Here is a 24,215-nt window from a genome sequence, read left to right as displayed (position 1 = left end):
AAAATAATACCGTACTAGTATCTCACAATTTATTTGATTTCACAAATTGTTATTAGATAGTCAGATATATAGTTTAAAACTATATCCTTAAAAACTGAGAAATCATCCACCTTATTCAGAATGGATGATTTCAAAAAATTATTTAATATCAGCTTCTGCTGGTAGGTAAGTGTCTCCGAAGAATTGTTTAGACAACTTTTCAAGCGTTCCGTCTTTGTAGAGTTCTTGGATACGTTTATCTACAAATGATTTCAACTCATCTTGACCTTTAGCAAGAAGTGGGTAAACGTAAGGTTGTTGGTCGCTTGGAAGTTCAATAACTTTCAAGTTGTCCAAACCTTGGTCTTTGATGACTGTTTCAACACCGATTTTATCAAAAATCTTATAGTCAAACTGGCCATCGCTCAAGCGTCCCATGATTTGTTGGAAGTCCGCTTTAGTATACTTTAGGACAGTTGGATTATCTGAATGTTGTTTGTTGTAGTCTTCTAGCTGTTTAGCAGATGTTGTCCCTTGAACAACTTCTGTTGATTTTCCACCGATATCATCAAGCGATTTAATGCTAGGGTCATCTTTTTTCACTACAAGAACGTTAGGGTTTTTAGCAGTTGGAGCTGCATAAAGGTATTTTTCAGCACGTTCTTTAGTGTAGCTGATGTTGCTAACAGCCATATTGTAACGGTCAGCATCAAGTCCTGCAAAGACTCCTGACCACTCTGTCTTCTCAAACTTGACATCATACTTGTCAGAGTCTTTAAAGATAGCGCGAACCACTTCAATTTCGTAACCAGTCAATTCGCCATTTTCTTCATAGTTGAATGGTTTTGGTGTAGCATTAGTTGCAACGATAATTTCTTTCTTGCTAGCTGCTTCTCCCTCTTTCTTAGCACCACCTGAGCAAGCTGCTAGTACACCTGCAGCAACAAGCCCTAGGGCAGCAAGAGATGAGTATTTAACGATTTTTTTCATGTCATTTCCTCCAAAATAGAATACCTTATAATCTTAACAGAAAAAGACCATTTGCGCCATTATATGATATCTATCTCTGTGATAGGTTTTCTTTATGGCTGATTTAAAAGACCAAACGCAAGACGGCAATTAAGATCACTCCAAAGAGAACTGTTCCGACTAGATTGCGGTAACGAAAGGCCACCCAAGCTGTTGGAAATACGGCTAAGAAGTCCAGCCATTTGATTTGAGGAAAACTCCCAACCTTACCTGTCACTACGCTTGACAGAATCAAGGCAAAGATAATAGAAACGGGCAAGAACTTCAAAAAGCGCTCAACGATCGCAGGCAAACCCTTATACTTGACCAAGATGAAGGGAATCATACGGGGAATCCAGGTCACCAAGCCAGAGAAAATAACTGCTAATAAAAGATACTTACTGACCATCTAATACCACCCCCATTGTACAACCAAGTAGCGTCGCAAACAGAACAGCTAGTGACTGAGACACCACTGTCAAGAGTAAAAAGAAGGACACCGCAACAACTGCTAGGATAATGAGCAGATTACGGACAGGAATCCGTCTTTGCATAATCTGGAATTGCGAAGCAAAAATTCCGATAAACATCCCAACCAAAGCAAAGTCTAGCCCAAAGATTTCTGGATTTGGTAGCAGACCACCTAGAGCCGTTCCAACCACTGTTCCCACAAACCAAGCCACATAGCTGTTGAGATTGTTTCCGTGCATCCACATCGGATTGACCTTGTCTGTATGGGCCAATTCGCCCATCAAAACGCCGTAGGTCTCATCTGTCAAGAGACTAGACATACCAATATTTTGCCAGAGACTGGTATGACGGAAATAGGTCGATGCGTGTAAGCTCAGCAAAAAGAGACGCAAATTAATCAAAAAGACCGTCATAGCAATAGCTGCCACGGGCGCCTGAACCGCAATCAAGGCCAACATGGCAAACTGGGCGCTCCCAGCATAAACAAAGAGGCTCATCAAGCCCATCTCAACAGGTGTCACATAGGGCGCACCGATAATCCCACAGGCCAGGCCGATACTGACATAACCAAGGGCTGTTGGCATGGCTGCCTGCACCCCCTCCCAAAATCCTTTTTCTTTCATCTTTCTCCTCATATCGTCTTAATAAATGGGCTGAATCAGTTCCAGCCACAGCATGGACTATTATAACACATTCAGGAAAGAGAAAAAAGTCTGCTGATTGTAATCAGACAGACTCCATTTTATTCTTATTTAATCTTGAAGAATTGAACAATTGCCACAATACCTTGATAAATAAAGACAAAGGCAATGGTGTAACTAATATAGAGACCGGTCATCAATGGGTATCCCATCATGATTAAACCTGCTACGATTCCTAAAATCCCCATCCAAACTAGAGGGGTACCTACCGATTTATCCGTCTTACGAACCTTGAAACCAACGATAGTTTTTGTAATACCATTTGTCAAGGCCCATAAAGAAATGATAAATGGTACAAATGTTACCATTTCAATAAAGCTACCTGAGAATAAGGTAAGAGCGAGGATGAGGGTAACAATTCCTCCAAATAAATTCCAGCCATGCTTTTCTTCTGATTTGAAGTATTGTACAATCTCAGAAATCCCTTGAACTGCAAATACAAGTGCAAACAAGAAAGTCATGGAAGCCAAGCTAATAAGAGGATGTGCAAACATATTAAAACCTGCAAAAACTGCAAAAATACCCGCAATTAGTAACAACCATTTCCAAATTTTCGACATTATTTTTCTCCTTTTTTAGAGGAATCTTCCTCTAGTATTCCATAAATCATCATATCCAAAACCTGTGATAATTGATGTTCATATCCTGAAACCAAGTTAGATAGAGGTCTGATTTCCCTGAAAAATTATGATACAAAACTCCTTTGGCAATACCATCCACTTTACAAAGTTCATTGATGACAAAACCTTGATAGCCTTTTGTAGCAAATTCAAACAAAGCAGCGGTAATGATTTTCTCTCTTCGTAGTCTTGTTTTTTCTTCTTTTCTCATGTATTTACCTCTACATTTTTTAATTATAAACCGATTGGTCTAAAATGTCAAGCAACTTTCTCAAAAATTTAACAGTCTGCTGATTGTAGCCATCATAAACAGACTGGAATCCAGTCTCAAACATATAATATACACATTCTTCGCTAAATGTTTTCACGGATATTCAAGAGTATGATAAAGGCAGCTAGAAGAAATAGCAATAAAACAAAGCTAACTGCCAGAGTTCCAAAGCTAGTAGCAATGGTTACCAAAGCTATTGTAAATAAGCTAGGTAAAACAACTGTAATGGCGCCGATAGAGGATTGAACTGCTCCCATTGACTCCTCAGGTATTTGTTTAAAAATGAGTTCCTGTAATCGAGGAGAGAGGATACCTGCGAAAAAGGCATCCAAGGCACTAAAGATAAGAATCCAGTCAAAACGAACTGCCACAAAGCCAACTAAAAGGAGTAATTGGATAATAAGCGAGGCATATAGGGCTAGTTTTATGGAGATTGTATTCTTCAGATAGCCACTCACAAGGCTTCCGACAATAAGGGCTGACAATTCAAGGGTGGATAACAAGGCAAGAGATTGACCTGTTTGTAAATTCAAAAAGGGCTGATTCCTCAAAAACAGAGTAGAAACAGGAACTGTAACATTTATCACTGCTTGACTAATAGAGATAATAAACAAAACCAAGAGCACCTTATTCATATTCCATATCAATTTTGATGATTGGAGCAGATGCTGGCAAAAGGATTTTACAGAGAGTCCTTCTTGATAGCTAATCGTTTTTTCTACTTTCAAGAGGTCTGTTTTTATGAAAAGAATACCTAAAAATGCGATTAAAAAGGTCAGAGCATTCAGTAAGGAAATAGACTGGATAGATAGAATACCTAGTAAGACTCCTCCTAGAATATTACTGATTGTTTTCACTAAACTAACAGTTGACTGTTTAAATCCAATAGCTTCTGCCAGATGGTCTTGCCCAATAATTCTAATGAAAATCGGAGTGAGCATGGCGCCTGAAAAATAACTCAATGTGTCAGATAAGAGGTTAATCAGACAAATAAATGCTACTAATAACAAGGAAAAGGACTGCCCTGAAAGTGATAAAGAAACGATAGAGTAAAGCAAAAATTTTGCAAAACTAATCATTGTATATTTTAGGACACGATGATGTTGAAAATCCGCCAAAACTCCCAGAAAGATTTGCAGAACTTGAGGAAGGGTTTCTGAAATCGTGATCAGTAAAATCGCCAAAGGGGCAAAAGATGCATCTGCCACATAATTCAAAAAGGCCAGATAAAAAATCGTATCCCCAACCGTTGAAATCCACTGGTTGATGGTTAATTGCCTAAAATCTCTATTTTGAAGAAATACTTTCATCACAACTCCTTTTTGAATTCAAATGGGAATCTTTCCCCAAGGATAGACCACGATACTACTAACAACCAAAATTACAGTAACATCAAAAGCTGACCAATGCCATTGTAGACTATATGCAATCCAATAGGCCAATAAATTGACTTTGTTACTCTAAATAAGACTGCAAATATAAGGCCGCCACCCATATAGTAGACAAAGTCTGTCAAGACCCAACCATGACTACTAATGTGCAAGATTCCAAATAATATAGCTGATCCGAGTACATCCAGTCCCCATTTCTTCCCTTTTTCCAGAGCAGTCATCACTAATCCACGATAAATCATCTCTTCAAAAATGGGGCCTGCAATAACAGGATAAAAAAAATACATCAAAAATGCCGTAGCTCCTGTAAAAGTAGGAGCAGCATGTTGATAAGAAATTTCATTTCGAGTAGGTGGAAAAATAAAAAATGTAACAAAATTCCAAATAACAAAAGCAAGAAGAGCTAGAAAAGAATAGAAAAGATAGGACCCTTTAAACTTTCTACTATTGATTTGTTGCCATCTCCCTGACTTAGTCATAGCAAAAAAAGCAAGAAGAACTACAAGAAAATTCAACATCATATCCGACAAATAGTAGGCAAAGTCAGATAGACCAAGAGCAAAGTCGCTAGATAAAACCAGACCACTAAGGTACTGATAAGCAATGACAAGTAGGATTGCTATAAAAAAAGTGGTTGCTTCGAATTAACTTTTTCATATATCACCTTTCTAATATCCAAATACCAATAAAGTAACAATGAGTAAGAAACTATTCCATGAAGCATGCAGAGCTATAGCCCAATAGATGGAGCGAGTGTAACGAAACATCATACAAAATATCAAGCCCATTCCAAAATACTTTATGAAATCTGTCGTTATCCAACCATACTGCAAAACATGCATAGCGCCAAATATGGCAGCAGAAACAAGAACATCAAGATAGTATCTTTTAACTTTAGATAAACTTGTCATCAAAAAGCCACGACAAACAACCTCTTCTGATACAGGTGCGATAATACTAGTATAAAGTATTCGCGTAACAAAATAGCTAGTTCCTGTTAAACTGGTGGCTACCTCCACGACTACACTTCCGTTCTGGGTACGAGGAAAGATATAGGTTGTTAGATTTGCCCACACGAACAATAAGAAAAAAGAAAGAAGGAAAACACCTAGGTAAGACCAACGAAACTGGAAACGACCACACTCTTTCCAATGTTCACTTTTGACAAAAGCAATTGTAGCTATAGTTCCCAGAATAAGTACCAATAAAACTTGGAACACATAGTACATATTATCAGACAAAGCAACCATAAAATCTAAGTCTGATGTGACATTAAAAATGAGGTAATAAGTCAAAATCAACAATCCAGTTGCTAGGTGAAATTTCATTTCTTTCATTTTCTTCATCCTATTATCTCCTATAAGAGCCTATCTTCTACGGCGACTAAACAATCCATCTGCTAAATCTATAGTCCAATCAAAAGCTCCACGATTAGGACTCATCCCTTGATTGCCCCAACCAGGGTAAATTCCTGAGACGCCCCAACCAGATATACCACTTCTTCCGCCACCTCCCATAGAATTTACGATATTTCCTCCTCTAACATCTTGCAACTCATCTTCTGTCAATTCCATTGTTTCTGCAAATTGTAAATTTAACATCTTTTACATTCCTTCAATTATTTTTATTTGTAAACCACTTCTGCGACCTAGGATTTGCTTCAAATGTTTTACAAGGACAGTATAACATGGAAATTGGCTTATTTTAGAAAATCGCATATTTGATATTTTTTCTTATAGAAATTTCACATTTGCGATTTTAGCAGATTTGATTATTTCACTGGTATAATAAAGTTACTACTAACAAGGAGGGATATAATGATGAAGAAAAGAAAAATCCAACTGATACTCCTGCTTATTTCGGAGTGGGTTATCGTCTTCCCGTTTCTAATTAATCGATAAGTTCTTTGTATTGCTGAAAACGCAATTCGAAGAGGGCTAGCAATTGTGGATTTTCTAATACTTGCAGAGATTGGATAAAGTGTTCAATCTCTTTTTGATTGCTTCCTTTGGTTTGAAGAAAGACACTCATTTTCTTTAAAAATTGCCATGATATTTTCTCAAAAACATCGTACGGGCGCAACATGCTCTCCAACTCAGCTTCGAAGATTGGGATGTATGAGAAAAGTTTTCGCTCCATGAGTTCTGATAAAATATTTAAGAGTCCTTGCTTCATATACAATCGATTGTGTACTAACTCTTTAAATTCTTTGGATTTTTCAAGCAAAGAGGTTGATAAAAATATCAAATCTTGGTTGCTCAAGAAGGGCATGGTATTGCAAAAGAGATAGAGTTCAAACCAGGTCCAAGATTCAATAGCATAGAGATAGGTAGTCAAAAACTCGCTATCCTCCTCTGCTAGCGAATAGCTTTTATCTAAGGAATGGAGTGCGTTTTTAATTACAATAGCATTCAAACAACGATAGGTCTGCGCCATCTGTTCTTGCTCGACTTCCTCCAACAGTTGCTCTAAGCCAGCAATATCTTGATGGGCAAAGCGATCCACAACCTTTCTACCAATTCGCATATGTGGAGATTCTTGATAGTTGTTGAGCTTGTGCCCAAACTCATCAAAGGTCACATTTATACCTTGGATAGCTAGGATTAGCTTGTCCGCAGATAGCATAGACTGCCCTAGTTCAAACTTGGACAACTGAGAGGCTGTTAGTCCCTCACAGGCCACATCTGACTGCTTGAGTTTTCTCGCCACGCGCAATTCCTTGTAAAATTCCCCCAATTCCATTCTCTCAATCATCTGACCACCTCCTAGCTTTTGCATATTGTATCATTATTTTTATGATTTTGTCAAAATATTCTGACATTTAAGAGAGCAAAAAAGCCAGCCTTAAGCTGACTCCTTATTCCATCGTATCAAAAGCGAGACTTGGTTTGGCATTGAGGTCCAAGCTTGCGAAGTTTTCTTTGTTCCACTCGCTGACGCTGGCATAGGCAATCATTCCTGCATTATCTCCGCAGAGGCGCAGAGGTGGAATGATGACCTTGACGTCAGTGATTTCAGTTGCTAGGCGTTCTCTGAGGCCTTTATTGGCTGCCACGCCACCTGCCACAACCAGGGTTTTAACAGGATATTTCTCCAAAGCCTTCTTAGTTTTTGCCATAAGAATATCCAAGACAGTTGCTTGGAAGGAAGCACACAAATCCTCTGTGGACAAGCTTTCTCCCTTTTGCTCGGCATTGTGGTGAAGATTGATAAAGGCAGATTTCAAACCTGAGAATGAAAACTCCAGATTATCTTCCTTAATCATGGCACGAGGGAAATCATAAATATCCTGTCCCTGATGAGCTAGCTCGTCAATCTCACGACCAGCAGGATAGGTCAAACCCATGACACGGCCGACCTTATCATAAGCCTCACCAACCGCGTCATCTCGCGTTTCCCCAACAATCTTGTAATCACCAGCCTCCGAAACATAAACCAACTCTGTGTGTCCACCGCTAACCAAAAGGGCTAGCAAGGGAAACTCCAAAGGCTCCACACTCTGAGCGGCCATGAGGTGGCCAGCCATGTGGTTAACGGGAATTAGTGGAAGTCTATGTGCCCAAGCAAAGGCCTTAGCAGCTGACAAACCAACTAGTAAGGCTCCGACCAAGCCCGGTCCATAGGTAACAGCCACAGCTGTTACGTCCTCCTCGGTAATCCTTGCTTCTGCTAGTGCCTCCTCGATACAGGCTGTAATGACCTCGACATGGTGACGACTAGCTACTTCTGGCACTACACCCCCAAAACGTTTGTGACTCTCAATTTGACTAGCAATGACATTGGACAAGAGCTGGTCGTCGTTTTTCAAGACGGCAACACTAGTTTCATCACAGGATGTCTCAAATGCTAAAATATATCTATCCTTCATCTATTTCTCTCTTCATGATAATGGCGTCCTCGACTGGGTCATGGTAGTAGGCCTTTCGCTCAGCGATGACTGCCATCTTTTCTTTCTTGTAAAATGCTTGCGCTCGTTGATTTGACTTTCTGACTTCGAGGAAAATCTCCTTGTCTGTCGGCAATTGAGCAAACAAGGCTGTTGCAATCCCCTTACCCTGATAGGTTTGTTTGACAGAGATTTGCAGAACTTCTGCCTCAAAAAGATTCTCCTGCACAGCTAGAAAGCCAATCACTTCTGCCCCATCATAAGCCAGAGCATACCAAGTCTGATCTTGGGACAGGTCTGCTTGAATTTGTTCCAGCGTCCAAGGACTGACTGGGTAAACAGCTATCATAACAGCGTAGATGGCTTGAGCCAGATCAGGTTGCTGTTGAGTTCGTTTGATTTCTATCATAAGCGTTTAATGTAGGATTCGCCAGACTCCGTATGGTTCTTGAGCCAATTTTCCTCAGCCTCAACACGTTTGAGGTAGTTCGGCACAAAATCATGCAAGGAATCTGCTTCCTGGTCCCAAGCCAAAAGAGCAAGATTGGCTGCATTTGGCAAGGTTTCTTTGTAATTAGTCCTTGGCAAGTGTTCTTGAATCTGCTCAACAAAGGGGCCGACTTCTCCGACAAAGGTAACCTGACTAGCCCCCTTGATTAGCTCAATCACTCGCTCAAAAGGCAGGTGCGCTTCTGGCATGACAGGCTGAGCATTTTCATAAAATCCCGCATAGACATTGTTGCGACGCGCATCCATCAAAGGAACGAACAAGCCTTCTTGTTGATATGGCACCAGAGCCAAGAGGCTAGACATACCAACCAACTCGATGTTCAGAGTGTGAGCTAAGGTTTTGGCAGTTGCTACCGCAATTCGCAAACCTGTGTAGCTACCTGGCCCTTCCGCCACCACGATTCGGTCCAAGTCCTTGGGCGTCCAATCCAAACTTGCCATCAAAAAATCGATGGCAGGCATAAGGGTAATACTGTGATTTTTCTTAATATTAATCGTCGTCTCGGCAAGAACCTGCTTGTCCTCTAAAATAGCGAGAGAAAGAGCCTTGCTGGACGTATCAAAAGCTAATACCTTCATAACACATTCCTATCTTTTTGTCTGTTTACTATTATACTACAAAAGCTGGCACATGGGAATTTTCTTTGCCCCCAAACAAAAATGCCCCAGCAGAGCAGGGCATCTAAGCATTTAATCCAAAGTAAAATATAAACCAAACTACATAGGTTACGAGGAGGAGAAAAAGCGAGTAGAGAGTCACAAAGGTAATTTTCCACAAGAACTTGGTTTGTCGTTGTTCCAGTTTGGCAAATAGAAGATTCCCTCCATAAACGCAAGCAACAAAAACAATAAAAGCTACTAAGCGAGCTCCGATAGCAAAAGCAAATAAGTTATACATAGGGCAACCTCCTTGACTTAAAAACTATATGGAATTATGACAAGCAATAAATTTCACTTCCGTTATCAAGATAACATATTTCCTCTATTTTTGCAAACGCTTACCAATAAGTGAGGCTATGACTTTCTCGTTTCCGTCTTTTACTAATTTTTCATTTTGTGGTATAATTGAAATAATTGTAACGAATCAAGGTCAATCTAGACACAAAATGGAATGAAATCAAGCAAATCTCTACTAAAAGTTTGGAATAAGCTGACCTGTAAATAGAAAGGAACTATATGATTTACAAAGTTTTTTATCAAGAAACAAAAGAACGTAGCCCACGTCGTGAAACAACACGCGCACTTTACCTAGACATCGATGCCAGCTCAGAACTTGAGGGCCGTATCGCTGCTCGCCAACTTGTCGAAGAAAATCGCCCAGAGTACAATATCGAATATATCGAACTCTTGTCTGACAAATTGCTAGATTACGAAAAAGAAACTGGCGCCTTCGAAATTACGGAGTTCTAATATGGCCTATACTCTTAAACCTGAAGAAGTCGGCGTTTTTGCCATCGGTGGTCTGGGAGAAATCGGGAAAAACACTTATGGAATTGAATACCAAGACGAGATTATCATCGTCGATGCTGGGATTAAATTCCCAGAAGATGATTTGCTGGGTATCGACTACGTCATTCCTGACTACTCATACATCGTGGACAATATCGACCGCGTCAAGGCTGTCTTAATCACACACGGACACGAGGACCACATCGGTGGGATTCCTTTCCTGCTCAAGCAAGCAAATGTCCCTATCTATGCTGGACCGCTTGCCCTAGCTTTGATCCGTGGGAAACTCGAAGAACACGGCCTCTTGCGCAACGCCAAACTTTACGAAATCAACCACAACACTGAGTTGACCTTTAAAAATCTCAAGGTAACTTTCTTTAGAACTACTCACTCTATTCCAGAGCCTTTGGGGATTGTCATTCATACTCCTCAAGGAAAAATCGTTTGTACGGGTGACTTCAAGTTCGACTTTACTCCAGTTGGAGAACCTGCGGACTTGCACCGTATGGCGGCTCTTGGTGAAGAAGGCGTGCTCTGTCTTCTCTCGGACTCGACAAATGCGGAAGTGCCAACCTTTACCAACTCTGAAAAAGTCGTTGGTCAGTCCATCATGAAGATTATCCAAGGCATTGAAGGACGTATCATCTTTGCATCCTTTGCCTCAAATATCTTCCGTCTCCAGCAAGCAACAGAAGCTGCTGTTAAGACTGGACGTAAGATTGCGGTCTTTGGTCGCTCTATGGAAAAGGCCATTGTCAACGGAATTGACCTTGGTTACATCAAAGCTCCTAAGGGAACCTTTATCGAGCCAAATGAAATCAAAGATTATCCTGCAGGAGAAGTTCTCATCCTCTGTACAGGTAGTCAGGGGGAACCTATGGCGGCCCTCTCTCGTATCGCCAACGGAACCCACCGTCAGGTACAACTCCAGCCCGGTGATACCGTTATCTTCTCTTCAAGTCCAATCCCTGGAAACACTACTAGCGTCAACAAGTTGATTAACATCATTTCTGAAGCTGGTGTCGAAGTTATCCACGGTAAAGTGAACAATATCCATACATCTGGACACGGTGGTCAGCAAGAGCAAAAACTCATGCTCCGCTTGATTAAGCCAAAATACTTCATGCCTGTTCACGGTGAATACCGCATGCAAAAAGTCCACGCTGGACTAGCGGTGGATACTGGTGTCGAGAAGGACAATATCTTTATCATGAGCAATGGTGATGTGCTTGCCCTTACCGCAGATTCTGCTCGTATCGCAGGTCATTTCAACGCCCAAGATATCTATGTCGATGGAAATCGTATCGGTGAAATTGGTGCAGCTGTTCTTAAAGATCGTCGCGATTTATCTGAAGACGGTGTCGTTCTGGCAGTCGCAACTGTTGACTTCAAATCTCAGATGATTCTGTCTGGCCCAGACATCCTCAGCCGAGGCTTTGTCTACATGAGAGAGTCTGGCGACTTGATTCGCCAAAGCCAGCGCATCCTCTTCAATGCAATTCGTATCGCACTGAAAAACAAGGACGCTAGCGTGCAATCCGTCAATGGTGCCATTGTCAATGCCATTCGACCATTCCTCTATGAAAATACAGAACGTGAACCGATTATCATCCCGATGATCCTCACACCAGATGAAGAATAAAGCAAGAAAACAGCCCCGATTTTTCGAGTCTACTGAAAAAGTCATCAACTTGATGGCTTTTTTGTTATACTAGAGATGAGGTGAAATAATGCTTGATAATCAGTTAACTATGGATGTCAGTCCTTATTCTAGTTTGTATGATATCGTAGTTCCTAAAACCCACTTTTTACGTCAGCTAACTGAACTCTGTGATTTTAGCTTTATTTATGATGAACTAGAAAAGAATTATCGTCCCGATTTTGGGCGTAAAGCTTATTCACCGATTATGATGTTCAAATATCTCTTGTTAAAAGATATTTATAAGTTATCAGATGTAGATGTGGTAGGACGTTCCTTGTCAGATATGGCCTTTAAATTTTTTCTTGGTCTAGCTCCTGAAGATTCTGTTATCGAGCCATCCTCTCTGACAAAATTTAGAAAGCTAAGAATTAAAGATGACAAACTGCTTGATGTATTGATTCAGAAGTCTGTTCAAATTGCACTCGAACACAACTTGATTAAGAGTAAGATTCTCATTGTGGATGCCACTCACACCAAAGCTCATTATAATCATAAGAAACCCCAAGAAATTCTTAGAGAGCGTTCAAAAGCTTTACGTAAAACAATTTATCAACATTCAGAAGATATCAAAATAGAATTTCCAAAGAAACCTCAAGAAGATAACCTCAAAGCAGAGTTGACCTATACAGAGGAGTTAATGGCTGTGGTTGAAAAACACGAGGAACTCTTAGCCCTACCGGCTGTTTCTCAAAAGTTCAATTACCTAAGAGAGGCTGTCGAGGACGACTTAGAACATTTGGAAGCTTCTGTTAAGGAGGAGGCTAGGCTCGGACATAAGACAGCCGACAGCTCTTTCTATGGATATAAAAGTCATATCGCTATGACGGATGAACGGATTATTACTGCTTGTGTGGTCACTTCTGGCGAACAAAACGATGGGAAATATTTACCTGAATTATATGCCAAAACAAAGGAAAATAGTCTGGACATCGAGACTATTATTGGTGATGCGGCTTATTCAGGAAAGGACAACATTCAACTAGCGCGCAAAGAAAAGATTCATTTGGTTTCAAAACTGAATCCTTCTGTTTCAAAAGGTTACCGTAAAGAAGAGGATGCGTTTGAATTTAATAAAGATGCAGGGCTATTTGTCTGTCCAGAAGGACACATGGCTGTTCGCAAAGCAAGGACAGGGAAAAAATATCAAAATAAGAATCAAGTTGTCACTCATTACTTTGACATTGAGAAGTGCAAGAGTTGCCTTTCCAAGGAAGGATGTTATAAGGAGGGGGCAAAGTCTAAAACTTATTCAATAGCCATTAAGAGTGACGACCATCTTTTCCAGAAGAAATTTCAGGAAACACCTTATTTTAAAGAAATGGCCAGACATCGCTATAAAATCGAAGCAAAGAATGCCGAACTAAAACAGAGACATGGCTTTGATGTCGCGAGAGCATCGGGTCTTTTCAGCATGGAGTTACAGGCAGCAACAACCATCTTCGTGGTCAATATGAAACGAATTATGGCCTTAATAAATACAAAATAACCGAGGAACTCGCTCAAATTAACGAGAGATTCCTCGGTTTTCATTTCATTAAAAGTAAGAGACCTATTTTTTCAGTGGCCTCCGATTTTTCGGGGCTGTTTTTCTCTATGCTTTCTTTTGAGATTAAAACTCAATAAAAATCGAAATCAGACTAGAAGGCTAGGCGAAAGCATAACTTGAGTTAGGTGAGCCGAAGCCGACGACGTATCATTTTGATTTTTGAAGAGTTTTAGAAATACTACGATTTTTACCTTCCAAATACACCATCAAAATAGAAATATCTGCTGGGTTTACTCCCGAAATACGGCTGGCTTGGCCAATGGTTTCTGGATTGATGAGTTTGAACTTCTGACGAGCTTCGGTTGCGATAGAGTCAATGTCATCCCAGTCGATATTGGCTGGAATGCGTTTTTCTTCCATGCGTTTCATCTTGGCAACCTGATCCATAGCTTTGGAAATATAACCTTCGTACTTGATTTCTGTTTCAATCAATTCGATAATCTTGTCATCCAAGTCCTCTGCTGCTGGTCCGATAAAGACCACCACATCTTGGTAAGAAACTTCTGTACGTCGAAGGAATTCCTTGGCTGTCACTGCATCCGTCAACGGCTTGAAGCCCATCTCCTCAACCTTGGCATTGGTTTCCTTGACTGGCTTGAGTTTGATGCTGTCTAAACGCTTCATTTCATTTTCAAATTGATTTTTCTTGATTTCAAAACGAGCCCAGCGTTCATCATCCACAAGACCAATCTCACGTCCCATCTCTGTCAAACGCATATCAGCATTGTCATGGCGGAGAATGAGACGGTATTCAGCACGACTGGTCAAGAGACGGTAGGGTTCAATGGTTCCCTTGGTCACCAAGTCATCAATCATGACTCCGATATAACCATCACTGCGCTTCAAAATCAACTCAGGCTTGCCTTGGATTTTCAGAGCCGCATTGATACCAGCGATAATCCCTTGACCTGCTGCCTCTTCGTAACCTGACGTTCCATTTGTCTGACCAGCAGTAAAAAGTCCTGAGATTTTCTTGGTTTCCAAAGTCGCACGCAACTGGTGAGGCAAGACCATGTCGTACTCGATAGCATAACCTGTTCGCATCATCTCTGCATTTTCCAACCCTTTGATAGAATGAACCAGCTCACGCTGGACATCCTCAGGCAGACTGGTTGAAAGTCCTTGAACATAGACTTCCTCAGTATTGCGCCCTTCTGGCTCAAGGAAGAGTTGGTGGCGTTCCTTGTCCGCAAAGCGCACAATCTTGTCCTCAATCGACGGACAGTAACGAGGTCCCACTCCCTTGACCACACCTGTAAACATAGGCGCACGGTGGAGGTTATTTTGGATAATTTCATGACTGGTACCATTGGTATAGGTCAACCAGCATGGCACCTGATCCTTGACATAATCCTCATCACGTGAAGTATAAGAGAAGTGATTAGGCGCTTCGTCCCCTGGCTGAATCTCTGTCACATCGTAGTTAATAGAAGAAGCCTTGACACGTGGAGGAGTCCCTGTCTTGAAACGACCAATTTCAAGTCCCAATTCCTTGAGATTGTCAGCTAGGTTAATCGAAGCTAGACTGTGGTTAGGACCTGACGAGTACTTGAGGTCTCCGATGATGATTTCCCCACGGAGGGCAGTCCCTGTTGTCACGATAACAGCCTTAGCAGCATACTCTTGATGGGTTGCTGTACGCACACCGACAACCTTGCCATCTTCCACCAAAATCTCATCAATCATGGTTTGACGAAGGGTCAAATTCTCTTGATTTTCAACTGTCTTGCGCATTTCCTTAGAGTAAAGCTCCTTGTCAGCCTGCGCACGAAGGGCACGAACGGCTGGACCCTTCCCTGTGTTGAGCATTTTCATCTGGATGTAAGTCTTGTCAATGGTTTTGGCCATCTCGCCACCTAGGGCATCAACTTCACGCACGACAATCCCCTTGGCAGAACCACCGATCGAAGGGTTACAAGGCATGAAAGCCAGCATTTCAATATTGATGGTCGCAAGCAAGACCTTGCAGCCCATACGGCTGGCAGCCAAAGAAGCCTCAACTCCAGCGTGTCCCGCGCCAATTACAATAATATCGTATTCTTCCGTAAAATTATATGTCATTTCTTAACCTTTCAAAAATTTCTCGCAAATAAGGAACTAACTTCTCCTCCTCTAGAGCTTGAGCCATAGTAACCCATTTAAAGTGCGTATGCTCTTCAGGACCTAATCTGATAATTGGCTTCTCCCCAACCCACTCTGCTTTATAAACTAAGCGAGTAAAGACAGTATCCTTAGAGGTATCAAGTTGACTATCTTCGTGAAGAATCTTGAGCGAACTGCTGTCTAGCCTAACTCCCGCTTCTTCAACACATTCTCTAAGAGCTCCGTCTCGCGGAAGTTCACCCTTTTCAACCCCGCCACCAGGAATATCCCAGTAAGTTGGATAAACGTTGGGTTGTCCTCTTTTAATTTCCGAACGCTGAATGAGCAAATAATCACCACCACTATGAACAAGTACATGGGCAATAAGCTTAACCATCATTTTCTCTCCTATTCCTCAAGATGAATGTGTCTTAGTTGGCCGTCCCAATCTGGCAGGGCTGTTTTTAAAAAGACTGGAACTAGCTGGATATTCTGGAGCTTATCCAAGTCAATCCACTCACAAGGCTGCCTTTTCTCATCTTCCTGCATGGTCAAAGGCGCGTCCTCAAGCAAGTCCACCAGATAATGAAACTCAATGTTGTGATAGGAAACACCGTCCTGTTCAAAACGATTTTCAACCACGAAAGCTAGTTGTCCAGCTTGAGCTTTGACACCCAGTTCTTCCTTCACTTCACGGACTACTGCGTCTTCCGTACTTTCATTGACTTGAATCGCACCGCCAATAGTGTAATACTTGCCCTTGGCTTTGGTAACTAGGAGCTTGCGATTTTGGAGAATCAAGGCTGTCGCCCGAACACCAAAAATTGTATTTCCTACTTTTGTCCGAAAGTCTTGCTGAGTCATTCTTGTCCTTTCCCTTAAACGACACAAAAACAGTCAAAACTCCAAAGAAGTGCAGGACAAAAAAGCCTGCAACATCCATGAGCTTTGACCATCATTTCTATTGCTTTTATTATTGTAGCAAATTGAGAAAATTTGTCAATCTAAATGTACTGACAAACTTGTCCATCGCGGTAAGCATTGTCAATCAAACCGCCACCTAGACACTCTTCGCCCTCGTAAAAGACAACTGCCTGTCCTGGTGTAATCGCGCGTTGCGGTTCTGCAAAGATGACCTCTGCCTTATCTCCTTTGACATGGATGGTCACCTTCGAATCAGGCTGACGGTAGCGGAATTTTGCTGTGCATTCTAGCGTAAATTCCTCTGGCATCTCACGAGTAAAGTGAACTTGACTAGCTTCTAGGCTAGTTGACATGAGCGAGTCATGGTAGAATCCTTGTCCTACATAGAGAATATTCTTGCTTAGGTCTTTTCCGACAACGAACCAAGGGGCATTGTCACCACCGTGTTGCCCACCGATACCAAGTCCACCACGCTGACCAATCGTATAGTACATAAGCCCAGCATGCTCGCCCATATCGCGACCATCCACAGTCATCATGCGACCAGGCTGAGCTGGCAGGTAGTTGCTGAGGAAATTTTTAAAGTTCTTTTCTCCAATAAAGCAAATCCCTGTCGAGTCTTTCTTCTTGGCAGTCGCAAGGCCTGCTTCTTCTGCTAGTCTGCGAACTTCAGGCTTTTCCAAATGTCCCAGAGGAAACATGGTTTTTTGAAGTTGTTCTTGCGAAAGCTGGCTGAGGAAATAGGTCTGATCCTTGCCATTGTCCACGCCACGAAGCATGTGAACTGTACCATCCTCATCACGCGCCACTCGGGCATAATGCCCAGTCGCTACATAATCTGCCCCCAAGGTCATGGCATAGTCCAAAAAAGCCTTGAACTTGATTTCCTTGTTGCACATAACATCTGGATTTGGCGTGCGCCCTGCACGGTATTCCGCTAGGAAATACTCAAAAACGCGGTCCCAGTACTCTTTTTCAAAATTGACAGAGTAGTAAGGAATGCCAATCTGGTCTGCCACCGCAGCCACATCCTTGTAATCTTCGGTCGCCGTACAGACGCCGTTTTCATCTGTGTCATCCCAGTTCTTCATGAAGATACCGATCACATCGTAGCCCTGCTCCTTGAGAAGAAGAGCCGTCACCGACGAATCAACACCACCACTCATCCCCACAACAACACGTGTTTTAGAGTTATCACTCATGGTAAGTCTCCCATCTATTCGTTTATTCACGATTGAAGGTCGTGTGTGCTTTAACGATTGAAGGTCGCTTGAGCAGTATTCATTATAACATGCTTGGTTAGAGAAGACAAGAAAGAGGCTGATAATCTACAAGCCTCTCTGTAAATACATATATAATTGTTTAAAAAGAGGGTAATTTATAGCTTAATCCCTCTACTGCTTATTATCTTATTTATAAAATAAACTAAAAATGATATACTGTAATGAGGAGGAATACGTACATGATTCCTTAAAGATACTACCATCCATGTACGTAGAACGATTGTGAAAAACTACAAAGATATTCTAAAATCAAAAAACACCATTTTTACTATTATCATTGTCGCAAGTCTTGGACTTTTAATAGGTTTAGTCATTCATCAAGAAAACATCTTAACAGAAAGAGGCAATATTGCTTTCTTCAAACGGCAAAAAAATGAACAAGATGTCGAGCAAGTAAAAAAAGCCATCAAAGATTTTAATATCGATTCTGAAACAATTATAGAGGATTGGAAAAAAATTCAAGAATTGAAGCCAAACACTGACGAAGGCAAGCAAATATTAGCAGACTTTCTTACTACTACGTCCGATAAAATCACCAATCATTATAGCGAAAAAGCTTTAAAAATGGATATAAAGGAATCCGATAGTCAGTTTGAAGATAAACAAACACTTGAAACAGCCATCACTTCCTTACAAAAAATACTAGAAATCATTAAAAGTGTCAACTCCACAAGCGAACAAGCCACTATTGATGAAAAAATAAAACCCATCCAAGAACTAATTTCTAAATTCCAAAAGCAAGTTGAAGTCTTGACCAAAAAAGAAGGACAAAAGACTGACAAAAAAGAAACAGGAACGACTAGTAGCGAGAGGGAAAGAGAAACCTATTCTTCAGGAGGAGAGAGCTACACTCCAACCTATACTGAGTCAAATGGGAGCAGATACAGTTCACAAGCGCCTGCAAGCGAACAACCTTCATCTGATAGTGCTGGCAGCAACGGAAATGATGTGGCAAGTACACAAAATCAAGCAGCTAATACTTCAGAAGTTCAAGCAGAGACTAATACCAATAGTAACAATGCTGGAGTTCCCACAACAAACAGTGATGATCTCGCTAGTTTAGGTGGCGGAGTTACATCATTCGGTCAGCAGTAAGCAATCGGCTATCACTAATTTAATTGTCTTTTATCGAACAAAGTACATAAAAGGCTAGCAAAAACTAACTTTCCAATAAAACCACACAGTGATTCTCTCAGCTTGATTGTGTTCAAGTCTGAAAACACTGTGTGGTTTTTGAATTGTTGAACATTCAGAGATTCCATTTTTGGGGCAATTGTCTATCAGAATGTCCTTTTATCTGTCAATAATCCGAGAAAATCTTGTCGTTTCAAGTCGGAGAAATGTTTGGCGGAAAGACTTCCTTTTTGAAGTCCATCATCTCTAACCTGTAAATAATAGCTATGTTGGCTTGTTTTAATTGTTAAAAAATCGCCAAATACAAAAAATTTTTTCCAGTTACGAATCTCAAATTCTTTCATCTCTGATTTTGGAATGCGGATAAGTCCTTGCCGCAAATCACGATGATGCTCACTTGTGAAAGTCATCCCATTCCCAAGATTTCTTATCAGCAGTTCATCTGGAGTCACCATCACCAGCGCTATTTTAGTTAAGAAAATTTCAACTGTTGGTGGTAAAATCGCTAGATTAAACCAAGGGTGTAAGTAGCGATAAGCTAAGAAATAGTGATGTTCCTCACCCAATCCTAATTGTTTATATAAGGTCTTGACTTCACTATCTAACCTCGCTTCAAAAGACACATCCGAATGCTCTTCTTCCTTCCTCTGATTAAAATAACGCATCCAGACTAGGAAACCTATAAAGACTAGGACAAATATTCCTGATAAGAGATATTTTAAATTGTAGTTCATCACTTAACCTCCTGATTCACGACTCTACCTAAAGCAGAGTCCTATTTATTTTGAAAATAGTTCCATAACAACTTTAAATAAGATGGGTGTCATTAAAATTAGGATAATTCCTATCACAAATATCATGACTACTCGAAAAAGTTCCTTATTTTTAAACATTTTTCCACCCCTTTTCTAGCTACATCATTATAGTCATTAAGCTCATTCTAAAATTACATCAAGCTTATTTTACTTTTATTTTCTACTTTTTATATTACTATGATACAATATTTTTAATAGGATTTTATTGTTTGTTAATTTTTTTCACTAAAAGGAGAAAATCATGCGTTATGATTTTGGAAAGGTCTATAAAGAAATACGTGAGTCAAAAGGATTAACCCAAGAAGAGGTCTGCGGAGATGTCCTATCAAGAACCAGCCTATCAAAGATTGAAAGTGGTAAGGCAACTCCTAAATATGAAAATATGGATTTTCTTCTTCGGCAAATGAATATGAGTTTTGAAGAATTTGACTACATCTGCCATCTCTATCAGCCGAGCCAACGGACAGAAATCATGCAAACTTATCTCAATATGAATTCCATCATTGGTGGCAGTGGTCTAGTTCATTTTTTTGAAACATGCCAAAACTATCTCAAGACCCATCACGACCTGCCTATAGAAGAAATCAGGGATATGCTGGAAGTTGTCATTCATATTCGCCAACATGGTACAGAGCAACTGTCAGACCAAGTGAAACAGACTATCAAAAAACTTTGGGAAAAAATTGAAAAACAAGATACATGGTATGAAAGCGACCTAAAAATCCTCAATACCATCCTTTTCAACTTTCCCATTGAACACCTCCATCTCATCACTGAAAAAATCTTGCAACGCTTAGAAGACTATAAAAACTATCAACATTTATATGACTTGCGAATGACAATCCTACTCAACATTTCCACCATTTACTTATACCATCAAGACAAAAACATGTGTCAACAAATCTGCTATACTTTACTAGAGGATGCCAAGAATAAGAAAAGCTACGATATGCTTGCTATCTGCTATGTCCGTATTGGGATTTGTAGGGATGATGCCAAACTTATCCAAAAAGGATTCTCCCTTCTAGAGCTGACCGATGAAACTTCCATTCTAGCCTTTCTCAAAAAAGAAGTGGAGATCTATTATCAACCGAAAGAAATATAAAAAGTCGAGGGATTTCCTCGACTTTTTCAAATTATTCTGTTCGTTATTTCTTAATACCAGCCGTTGTTAAGCCAGAAGTTTTTAGCAGCTGACCATGAACCGTAACGTCCTGCAACGTAAGCATCTGCTACACGTTCTTGGTTTTCAGCTGAGTAGTCACCGTTCAAGTATGAATCTGTCAATTGGTAACGTCCAATGTATTGGCCGTTTGTAGCTGTATAGCTACCACCTGATTCTTTTTGTGCAATCCATTCTTTAGCTTCTGCTTCAGATCCACTTACAGTTGCAGCTGGTGCTGAAGTTTCTGCTGCAGCAACAGTTTCTTCTGCTACAGGAGCGCTTGCAGCTGGTGCTGCTTCTTCTACTACTTCTGTAGTTTCTGCTACTGGAGCTGAAACAGTTTCATCTTGAGCTGCTGGTGCCGCATAAGTAGCTGGCGCTGGTGTTGCAGCAGGCGCTACAGGGCCATCGATAACCAACTCTTGACCAACATAAATCAAATGAACGTTGTCGATGTGGTTGTTTTCTGCCAATTTCTCAACAGTTGTGTTGTGAGTTTCAGCGATTTCTGAAAGTGTATCACCTTCTTTAACAGTGTAAGTTGATGATTCTTGAGCAGATACAAATGATGGAGCAAATACTGCAAACAAGGCAGCTACTCCTGCAAGAGTTGTTTTAATCTTTTTAGTTGTTGATTTCATATTTGAAAATTCTCCTTCTTTCTATAGTTCTATCATACCCTTTAAATATTACCGTTTCTTGACACTTTTATGTAGAAATATTACAAAATTATTTTTTATTTCTCTAAATAAGCCATTTTTTGTTACAAAAGATGCTTTTTTATGCTATTTGTAGTGTAAAAAGGTTTTCATCCACAATTAAAGCCAAGACCTTCATTCTTTGATATAATAGAGATAAGAATTTTTATAAGGGGAAACTGATGAAATCACTTCGTTTTCAATCTGTCTTTGATATCATCGGACCAGTTATGATTGGCCCATCTAGTAGCCATACAGCTGGTGCTGTTCGTATTGGGAAGATTGTCTCTTCCATTTTTGATGATACTCCGACAGAAGTCGAATTCCAACTATTTAACTCATTTGCCAAGACCTATCGTGGTCACGGAACAGACCTAGCCCTTGTTGCAGGTATTTTGGGCATGGATACAGATGATCCTGAAATCCCAAACAGCCTGGAAATTGCCCACAAGCGTGGCATCAAGATTGTCTGGACCATTCAGAAAGACAGCAATGCCCCTCACCCAAACACCACTAAAATTACCGTCAAAAATGCTCATAAGACCATTAGCGTGACTGGTATTTCTATCGGGGGAGGAAATATTCAGGTAACTGAACTCAATGGCTTTGCCGTCTCTCTCAATATGAATACACCGACTATCATCATTGTTCATCAAGATATTCCAGGTATGATTGCCCTCGTAACAGAGGCCCTTTCCCGCTATGGTATCAATATCGCTCAGATGAATGTTACTCGTGAAAAAGCTGGTGAAAAAGCTATTATGATTATCGAAGTTGACAGTCGCAACTGTGATGAGGCCATCGAAGAAATTCGAAAAATCCCTCATCTCCACAATGTCAATTTCTTTAAATAGGAGGAAGCATGTTTTATTCTATCAAAGAATTGGTCGAGCAAGCAGATCTGGACTTTCAAGGAAATGTCGCAGAACTCATGATTACAACAGAGTTTGAATTGACCGGTCGCGAACGTGAAGAAGTCTTCCTTCTCATGGAACGCAATCTGGAAGTCATGAAAGCCTCTGTCCAACTTGGTCTCAATGAAAATAAATCTCGTAGTGGCCTGACAGGTGGAGATGCTGCCAAATTGGATCACTACATTAAAAACGGAAAAACTCTGTCAGATTACACGATTCTCTCTGCTGCCCGAAATGCCATTGCAGTCAATGAACACAATGCCAAAATGGGCTTGGTTTGTGCCACTCCAACCGCTGGAAGTGCTGGCTGTCTGCCTTCCGTTCTCACTGCTGCTATTGAAAAATTAGACCTCAGCCACGAGCAACAGCTGGATTTTCTCTTTGCTGCCGGTGCCTTTGGACTAGTCATCGCAAACAATGCCTCTATCTCAGGTGCTGAAGGTGGCTGTCAGGCCGAGGTTGGTTCGGCCTCTGCTATGAGTGCTGCAGCCTTGACTCTAGCTGCCGGTGGAACACCTTATCAGGCCAGTCAGGCCATTGCCTTTGTCATTAAAAATATGCTAGGCCTCATCTGTGACCCTGTTGCCGGCTTGGTTGAAGTTCCCTGTGTTAAACGTAATGCCATGGGAGCTAGCTTTGCCTTCATCGCAGCAGACATGGCCCTGGCAGGTATCGAATCTAAAATTCCTGTGGATGAAGTTATCGATGCCATGTACCAAGTAGGAGCAAGCATGCCAACTGCCTTTCGTGAAACAGCTGAAGGTGGACTCGCTGCCACCCCTACTGGTCGTCGCCTCCAAAAAGAAATTTTCGGAGAATAACTTATCAAAATAGGAGAAACCATGACCTCTATCACAGCTATCTTTTTCGATCTGGATGGAACCCTCGTTGACAGTTCTATCGGGATTCACAATGCCTTTACCCATACCTTTAAGGAGTTGGGGGTACCTAGCCCTGATGCCAAAACTATTCGTGGTTTTATGGGACCGCCCCTCGAAAGTAGTTTTGCGACCTGCCTTCCCAAAGACCAAATTTCTGAGGCTGTCCAGATATACCGTTCTTACTATAAGGAGAAAGGCATCCATGAAGCTCAACTCTTTCCTCAGATTGTAGACTTGCTTGAGAAGTTATCGAGCAATTACCCTCTTTATATCACCACTACAAAGAATACTCCAACCGCTCAAGACATGACTAAAAACTTGGAAATCTATCATTTCTTTGATAGCATTTATGGTTCCAGCCCTAAAGCACCCCATAAGGCAGATGTCATTCGCCAAGCCTTGCAGGCACATCAACTAGCACCGGAACAAGCCATCATCATCGGAGATACCAAGTTTGATATGATGGGAGCTCAAGAAACAGGCATTCAGAAATTGGCCGTCACTTGGGGATTTGGAGAGCAAGCAGACTTGCTAAACTATCATCCTGATTTTATCGCTCACAAACCCATAGAAGTTTTGGAGTATTTTCAATAATATAACGGAGACTGGGCAAATACTCAATTTCATACTCTTCGAACCACGTTAGTTTTCTCTGTAACCTCAACGCTGTGCTTTGAGTAACCTTCGGCTAGCCTCCTAGTTTGCTCTTTGATTTTTATTGAGTATCAGAATAAAATGAAGCAAGTTTACACATAACAAAACGCATATTACCAAGGTTTTTCAAG

At 40.9% G+C, this 24,215-nt stretch carries 28 protein-coding genes; 8 read left to right on the top strand and 20 right to left on the bottom strand.

Annotation, left to right across the window (positions count from 1 at the left end; genetic code table 11):
• Positions 1 to 138: 138 nt before the first annotated feature.
• The 14 genes from NMM17_RS00240 to NMM17_RS00175 all read right to left on the bottom strand — a co-directional run bounded on the left by NMM17_RS00240 (position 139) and on the right by NMM17_RS00175 (position 9,735).
• Complete coding sequence (locus NMM17_RS00240; RefSeq protein WP_049500712.1) at positions 139 to 969, bottom strand: amino acid ABC transporter substrate-binding protein; 831 nt, start codon at positions 967 to 969, stop codon at positions 139 to 141.
• A gap of 103 nt (positions 970 to 1,072) precedes the next feature.
• Positions 1,073 to 1,396, bottom strand: a complete 324-nt coding sequence (locus NMM17_RS00235) for an AzlD domain-containing protein (protein ID WP_020902668.1) — start codon at positions 1,394 to 1,396, stop codon at positions 1,073 to 1,075.
• Positions 1,386 to 2,081 (bottom strand): AzlC family ABC transporter permease, encoded by a 696-nt coding sequence (locus NMM17_RS00230; RefSeq protein ID WP_080710021.1) that lies wholly within the window; start codon positions 2,079 to 2,081, stop codon positions 1,386 to 1,388. Before NMM17_RS00230 ends, NMM17_RS00235 begins: the two co-directional genes overlap by 11 nt.
• Positions 2,082 to 2,206: 125 nt before the next feature.
• A complete protein-coding gene (locus NMM17_RS00225) occupies positions 2,207 to 2,719 on the bottom strand; it encodes an HdeD family acid-resistance protein (protein WP_023948489.1) in 513 nt (170 codons plus the stop codon).
• Positions 2,720 to 2,768: 49 nt separating this feature from the next.
• Positions 2,769 to 2,990, bottom strand: coding sequence for a TetR/AcrR family transcriptional regulator (locus tag NMM17_RS00220; protein WP_004250194.1), 222 nt, complete (start codon positions 2,988 to 2,990; stop codon positions 2,769 to 2,771).
• A 143-nt stretch (positions 2,991 to 3,133) separates the two neighbouring features.
• Positions 3,134 to 4,360: an MFS transporter gene (locus tag NMM17_RS00215; protein WP_000862437.1), complete on the bottom strand. Its 1,227-nt coding sequence runs from the start codon at positions 4,358 to 4,360 to the stop codon at positions 3,134 to 3,136.
• Between the two features lie 71 nt (positions 4,361 to 4,431).
• Complete coding sequence (locus NMM17_RS00210; RefSeq protein ID WP_029690051.1) at positions 4,432 to 5,064, bottom strand: CPBP family intramembrane glutamic endopeptidase; 633 nt, start codon at positions 5,062 to 5,064, stop codon at positions 4,432 to 4,434.
• Between the two features lie 45 nt (positions 5,065 to 5,109).
• Positions 5,110 to 5,787: a CPBP family intramembrane glutamic endopeptidase gene (locus NMM17_RS00205; protein WP_000738302.1), complete on the bottom strand. Its 678-nt coding sequence runs from the start codon at positions 5,785 to 5,787 to the stop codon at positions 5,110 to 5,112.
• A 21-nt stretch (positions 5,788 to 5,808) separates the two neighbouring features.
• Positions 5,809 to 6,042 carry a hypothetical protein gene (locus tag NMM17_RS00200; protein ID WP_000933480.1) on the bottom strand — a complete coding sequence of 78 codons (234 nt, stop codon included), beginning with the start codon at positions 6,040 to 6,042 and terminating at the stop codon, positions 5,809 to 5,811.
• A 289-nt stretch (positions 6,043 to 6,331) separates the two neighbouring features.
• Positions 6,332 to 7,195: an XRE/MutR family transcriptional regulator gene (locus NMM17_RS00195; RefSeq protein ID WP_254753626.1), complete on the bottom strand. Its 864-nt coding sequence runs from the start codon at positions 7,193 to 7,195 to the stop codon at positions 6,332 to 6,334.
• 103 nt (positions 7,196 to 7,298) lie between these two features.
• Positions 7,299 to 8,309: a tRNA (adenosine(37)-N6)-threonylcarbamoyltransferase complex transferase subunit TsaD gene (gene tsaD, locus NMM17_RS00190; protein ID WP_254753625.1), complete on the bottom strand. Its 1,011-nt coding sequence runs from the start codon at positions 8,307 to 8,309 to the stop codon at positions 7,299 to 7,301.
• Positions 8,299 to 8,736 (bottom strand): ribosomal protein S18-alanine N-acetyltransferase, encoded by a 438-nt coding sequence (gene rimI / locus NMM17_RS00185; RefSeq protein ID WP_254753624.1) that lies wholly within the window; start codon positions 8,734 to 8,736, stop codon positions 8,299 to 8,301. Before rimI ends, tsaD begins: the two co-directional genes overlap by 11 nt.
• Positions 8,733 to 9,416 carry a tRNA (adenosine(37)-N6)-threonylcarbamoyltransferase complex dimerization subunit type 1 TsaB gene (tsaB, locus tag NMM17_RS00180; RefSeq protein WP_254753623.1) on the bottom strand — a complete coding sequence of 228 codons (684 nt, stop codon included), beginning with the start codon at positions 9,414 to 9,416 and terminating at the stop codon, positions 8,733 to 8,735. Before tsaB ends, rimI begins: the two co-directional genes overlap by 4 nt.
• Before the next feature lie 103 nt (positions 9,417 to 9,519).
• Positions 9,520 to 9,735 carry a hypothetical protein gene (locus tag NMM17_RS00175; RefSeq protein WP_049500723.1) on the bottom strand — a complete coding sequence of 72 codons (216 nt, stop codon included), beginning with the start codon at positions 9,733 to 9,735 and terminating at the stop codon, positions 9,520 to 9,522.
• A gap of 278 nt (positions 9,736 to 10,013) precedes the next feature.
• On the opposite strand from NMM17_RS00175, the gene NMM17_RS00170 reads away from it, so the two are divergent.
• From NMM17_RS00170 to NMM17_RS00160, 3 genes are all read left to right on the top strand, one after another.
• Complete coding sequence (locus NMM17_RS00170; RefSeq protein ID WP_000639572.1) at positions 10,014 to 10,247, top strand: DNA-dependent RNA polymerase subunit epsilon; 234 nt, start codon at positions 10,014 to 10,016, stop codon at positions 10,245 to 10,247.
• A 1-nt stretch (position 10,248) separates the two neighbouring features.
• Positions 10,249 to 11,928: a ribonuclease J gene (locus tag NMM17_RS00165; protein ID WP_254753622.1), complete on the top strand. Its 1,680-nt coding sequence runs from the start codon at positions 10,249 to 10,251 to the stop codon at positions 11,926 to 11,928.
• A gap of 88 nt (positions 11,929 to 12,016) precedes the next feature.
• Positions 12,017 to 13,474 carry an IS1182 family transposase gene (locus NMM17_RS00160; RefSeq protein ID WP_084927090.1) on the top strand — a complete coding sequence of 486 codons (1,458 nt, stop codon included), beginning with the start codon at positions 12,017 to 12,019 and terminating at the stop codon, positions 13,472 to 13,474.
• A gap of 207 nt (positions 13,475 to 13,681) precedes the next feature.
• On the opposite strand, the gene mnmG is transcribed toward NMM17_RS00160, so the two are convergent.
• The 4 genes from mnmG to mnmA all read right to left on the bottom strand — a co-directional run bounded on the left by mnmG (position 13,682) and on the right by mnmA (position 17,742).
• Positions 13,682 to 15,595: a tRNA uridine-5-carboxymethylaminomethyl(34) synthesis enzyme MnmG gene (gene mnmG, locus NMM17_RS00155; protein ID WP_254753621.1), complete on the bottom strand. Its 1,914-nt coding sequence runs from the start codon at positions 15,593 to 15,595 to the stop codon at positions 13,682 to 13,684.
• The gene (locus NMM17_RS00150) at positions 15,585 to 16,016 is read right to left on the bottom strand and encodes an NUDIX hydrolase (protein WP_254753620.1); all 432 of its coding nucleotides are present in this window, start codon (positions 16,014 to 16,016) and stop codon (positions 15,585 to 15,587) included. The genes mnmG and NMM17_RS00150 overlap by 11 nt, the downstream gene beginning before the upstream one ends.
• An 8-nt stretch (positions 16,017 to 16,024) precedes the next feature.
• The gene (locus NMM17_RS00145) at positions 16,025 to 16,480 is read right to left on the bottom strand and encodes an NUDIX hydrolase (protein WP_254753619.1); all 456 of its coding nucleotides are present in this window, start codon (positions 16,478 to 16,480) and stop codon (positions 16,025 to 16,027) included.
• Positions 16,481 to 16,620: 140 nt separating this feature from the next.
• A complete protein-coding gene (gene mnmA, locus NMM17_RS00140) occupies positions 16,621 to 17,742 on the bottom strand; it encodes a tRNA 2-thiouridine(34) synthase MnmA (RefSeq protein WP_254753618.1) in 1,122 nt (373 codons plus the stop codon).
• 303 nt (positions 17,743 to 18,045) lie between these two features.
• Between mnmA and NMM17_RS00135 the strand changes: the two genes are divergently transcribed.
• Positions 18,046 to 18,918, top strand: a complete 873-nt coding sequence (locus tag NMM17_RS00135) for a hypothetical protein (RefSeq protein ID WP_045605193.1) — start codon at positions 18,046 to 18,048, stop codon at positions 18,916 to 18,918.
• A gap of 185 nt (positions 18,919 to 19,103) precedes the next feature.
• Here the strand turns inward: NMM17_RS00135 and NMM17_RS00130 are convergent, their stop codons facing one another.
• Positions 19,104 to 19,691, bottom strand: coding sequence for a hypothetical protein (locus NMM17_RS00130; RefSeq protein WP_254753617.1), 588 nt, complete (start codon positions 19,689 to 19,691; stop codon positions 19,104 to 19,106).
• 322 nt (positions 19,692 to 20,013) lie between these two features.
• On the opposite strand from NMM17_RS00130, the gene NMM17_RS00125 reads away from it, so the two are divergent.
• Positions 20,014 to 20,877: a helix-turn-helix transcriptional regulator gene (locus tag NMM17_RS00125; protein WP_001268143.1), complete on the top strand. Its 864-nt coding sequence runs from the start codon at positions 20,014 to 20,016 to the stop codon at positions 20,875 to 20,877.
• Between the two features lie 50 nt (positions 20,878 to 20,927).
• On the opposite strand, the gene NMM17_RS00120 is transcribed toward NMM17_RS00125, so the two are convergent.
• A complete protein-coding gene (locus NMM17_RS00120; protein WP_000843469.1) occupies positions 20,928 to 21,578 on the bottom strand; it encodes a LysM domain-containing protein in 651 nt (216 codons plus the stop codon).
• Between the two features lie 239 nt (positions 21,579 to 21,817).
• On the opposite strand from NMM17_RS00120, the gene sdaAB reads away from it, so the two are divergent.
• Genes sdaAB through NMM17_RS00105 form a run of 3 tightly spaced genes read left to right on the top strand, consistent with a single transcriptional unit; the run spans position 21,818 to position 24,024 of the window.
• Positions 21,818 to 22,489: an L-serine ammonia-lyase, iron-sulfur-dependent subunit beta gene (gene sdaAB, locus NMM17_RS00115; protein ID WP_000838912.1), complete on the top strand. Its 672-nt coding sequence runs from the start codon at positions 21,818 to 21,820 to the stop codon at positions 22,487 to 22,489.
• An 8-nt stretch (positions 22,490 to 22,497) separates the two neighbouring features.
• Positions 22,498 to 23,370, top strand: coding sequence for an L-serine ammonia-lyase, iron-sulfur-dependent, subunit alpha (gene sdaAA / locus NMM17_RS00110; RefSeq protein ID WP_000500041.1), 873 nt, complete (start codon positions 22,498 to 22,500; stop codon positions 23,368 to 23,370).
• Positions 23,371 to 23,391: 21 nt separating this feature from the next.
• Positions 23,392 to 24,024, top strand: a complete 633-nt coding sequence (locus tag NMM17_RS00105) for an HAD-IA family hydrolase (protein ID WP_000200878.1) — start codon at positions 23,392 to 23,394, stop codon at positions 24,022 to 24,024.
• Positions 24,025 to 24,215: the final 191 nt, after the last annotated feature.

Origin of the sequence: Streptococcus sp. CF7_Ac1-12, from assembly GCF_024295905.1 — a bacterium.
Lineage (GTDB): Bacteria > Bacillota > Bacilli > Lactobacillales > Streptococcaceae > Streptococcus > Streptococcus mitis_AP.
The sequence above is the reverse complement of the archived record's forward strand: the minus strand, read 5'-3'. Positions and strand labels throughout refer to the sequence as shown.

What these genes read in the sequence shown, in the direction of transcription:
- sdaAA (WP_000500041.1), top strand. Translation starts at nt 22,498, where the DNA reads ATGTTTTATTCTATCAAAGAATTGGTCGAGCAAGCAGATCTGGACTTT.
- NMM17_RS00195 (WP_254753626.1), bottom strand. Translation starts at nt 7,195, where the DNA reads ATGATTGAGAGAATGGAATTGGGGGAATTTTACAAGGAATTGCGCGTG.
- NMM17_RS00130 (WP_254753617.1), bottom strand. Translation starts at nt 19,691, where the DNA reads ATGAACTACAATTTAAAATATCTCTTATCAGGAATATTTGTCCTAGTC.
- rimI (WP_254753624.1), bottom strand. Translation starts at nt 8,736, where the DNA reads ATGATAGAAATCAAACGAACTCAACAGCAACCTGATCTGGCTCAAGCC.
- NMM17_RS00230 (WP_080710021.1), bottom strand. Translation starts at nt 2,081, where the DNA reads ATGAAAGAAAAAGGATTTTGGGAGGGGGTGCAGGCAGCCATGCCAACA.
- NMM17_RS00225 (WP_023948489.1), bottom strand. Translation starts at nt 2,719, where the DNA reads ATGTCGAAAATTTGGAAATGGTTGTTACTAATTGCGGGTATTTTTGCA.
- NMM17_RS00120 (WP_000843469.1), bottom strand. Translation starts at nt 21,578, where the DNA reads ATGAAATCAACAACTAAAAAGATTAAAACAACTCTTGCAGGAGTAGCT.
- NMM17_RS00200 (WP_000933480.1), bottom strand. Translation starts at nt 6,042, where the DNA reads ATGTTAAATTTACAATTTGCAGAAACAATGGAATTGACAGAAGATGAG.
- NMM17_RS00145 (WP_254753619.1), bottom strand. Translation starts at nt 16,480, where the DNA reads ATGACTCAGCAAGACTTTCGGACAAAAGTAGGAAATACAATTTTTGGT.
- tsaB (WP_254753623.1), bottom strand. Translation starts at nt 9,416, where the DNA reads ATGAAGGTATTAGCTTTTGATACGTCCAGCAAGGCTCTTTCTCTCGCT.
- NMM17_RS00205 (WP_000738302.1), bottom strand. Translation starts at nt 5,787, where the DNA reads ATGAAGAAAATGAAAGAAATGAAATTTCACCTAGCAACTGGATTGTTG.
- NMM17_RS00170 (WP_000639572.1), top strand. Translation starts at nt 10,014, where the DNA reads ATGATTTACAAAGTTTTTTATCAAGAAACAAAAGAACGTAGCCCACGT.
- NMM17_RS00175 (WP_049500723.1), bottom strand. Translation starts at nt 9,735, where the DNA reads ATGTATAACTTATTTGCTTTTGCTATCGGAGCTCGCTTAGTAGCTTTT.
- mnmG (WP_254753621.1), bottom strand. Translation starts at nt 15,595, where the DNA reads ATGACATATAATTTTACGGAAGAATACGATATTATTGTAATTGGCGCG.
- NMM17_RS00240 (WP_049500712.1), bottom strand. Translation starts at nt 969, where the DNA reads ATGAAAAAAATCGTTAAATACTCATCTCTTGCTGCCCTAGGGCTTGTT.
- sdaAB (WP_000838912.1), top strand. Translation starts at nt 21,818, where the DNA reads ATGAAATCACTTCGTTTTCAATCTGTCTTTGATATCATCGGACCAGTT.
- NMM17_RS00150 (WP_254753620.1), bottom strand. Translation starts at nt 16,016, where the DNA reads ATGATGGTTAAGCTTATTGCCCATGTACTTGTTCATAGTGGTGGTGAT.
- NMM17_RS00125 (WP_001268143.1), top strand. Translation starts at nt 20,014, where the DNA reads ATGCGTTATGATTTTGGAAAGGTCTATAAAGAAATACGTGAGTCAAAA.
- NMM17_RS00160 (WP_084927090.1), top strand. Translation starts at nt 12,017, where the DNA reads ATGCTTGATAATCAGTTAACTATGGATGTCAGTCCTTATTCTAGTTTG.
- NMM17_RS00165 (WP_254753622.1), top strand. Translation starts at nt 10,249, where the DNA reads ATGGCCTATACTCTTAAACCTGAAGAAGTCGGCGTTTTTGCCATCGGT.
- NMM17_RS00235 (WP_020902668.1), bottom strand. Translation starts at nt 1,396, where the DNA reads ATGGTCAGTAAGTATCTTTTATTAGCAGTTATTTTCTCTGGCTTGGTG.
- NMM17_RS00220 (WP_004250194.1), bottom strand. Translation starts at nt 2,990, where the DNA reads ATGAGAAAAGAAGAAAAAACAAGACTACGAAGAGAGAAAATCATTACC.
- tsaD (WP_254753625.1), bottom strand. Translation starts at nt 8,309, where the DNA reads ATGAAGGATAGATATATTTTAGCATTTGAGACATCCTGTGATGAAACT.
- mnmA (WP_254753618.1), bottom strand. Translation starts at nt 17,742, where the DNA reads ATGAGTGATAACTCTAAAACACGTGTTGTTGTGGGGATGAGTGGTGGT.
- NMM17_RS00215 (WP_000862437.1), bottom strand. Translation starts at nt 4,360, where the DNA reads ATGAAAGTATTTCTTCAAAATAGAGATTTTAGGCAATTAACCATCAAC.
- NMM17_RS00105 (WP_000200878.1), top strand. Translation starts at nt 23,392, where the DNA reads ATGACCTCTATCACAGCTATCTTTTTCGATCTGGATGGAACCCTCGTT.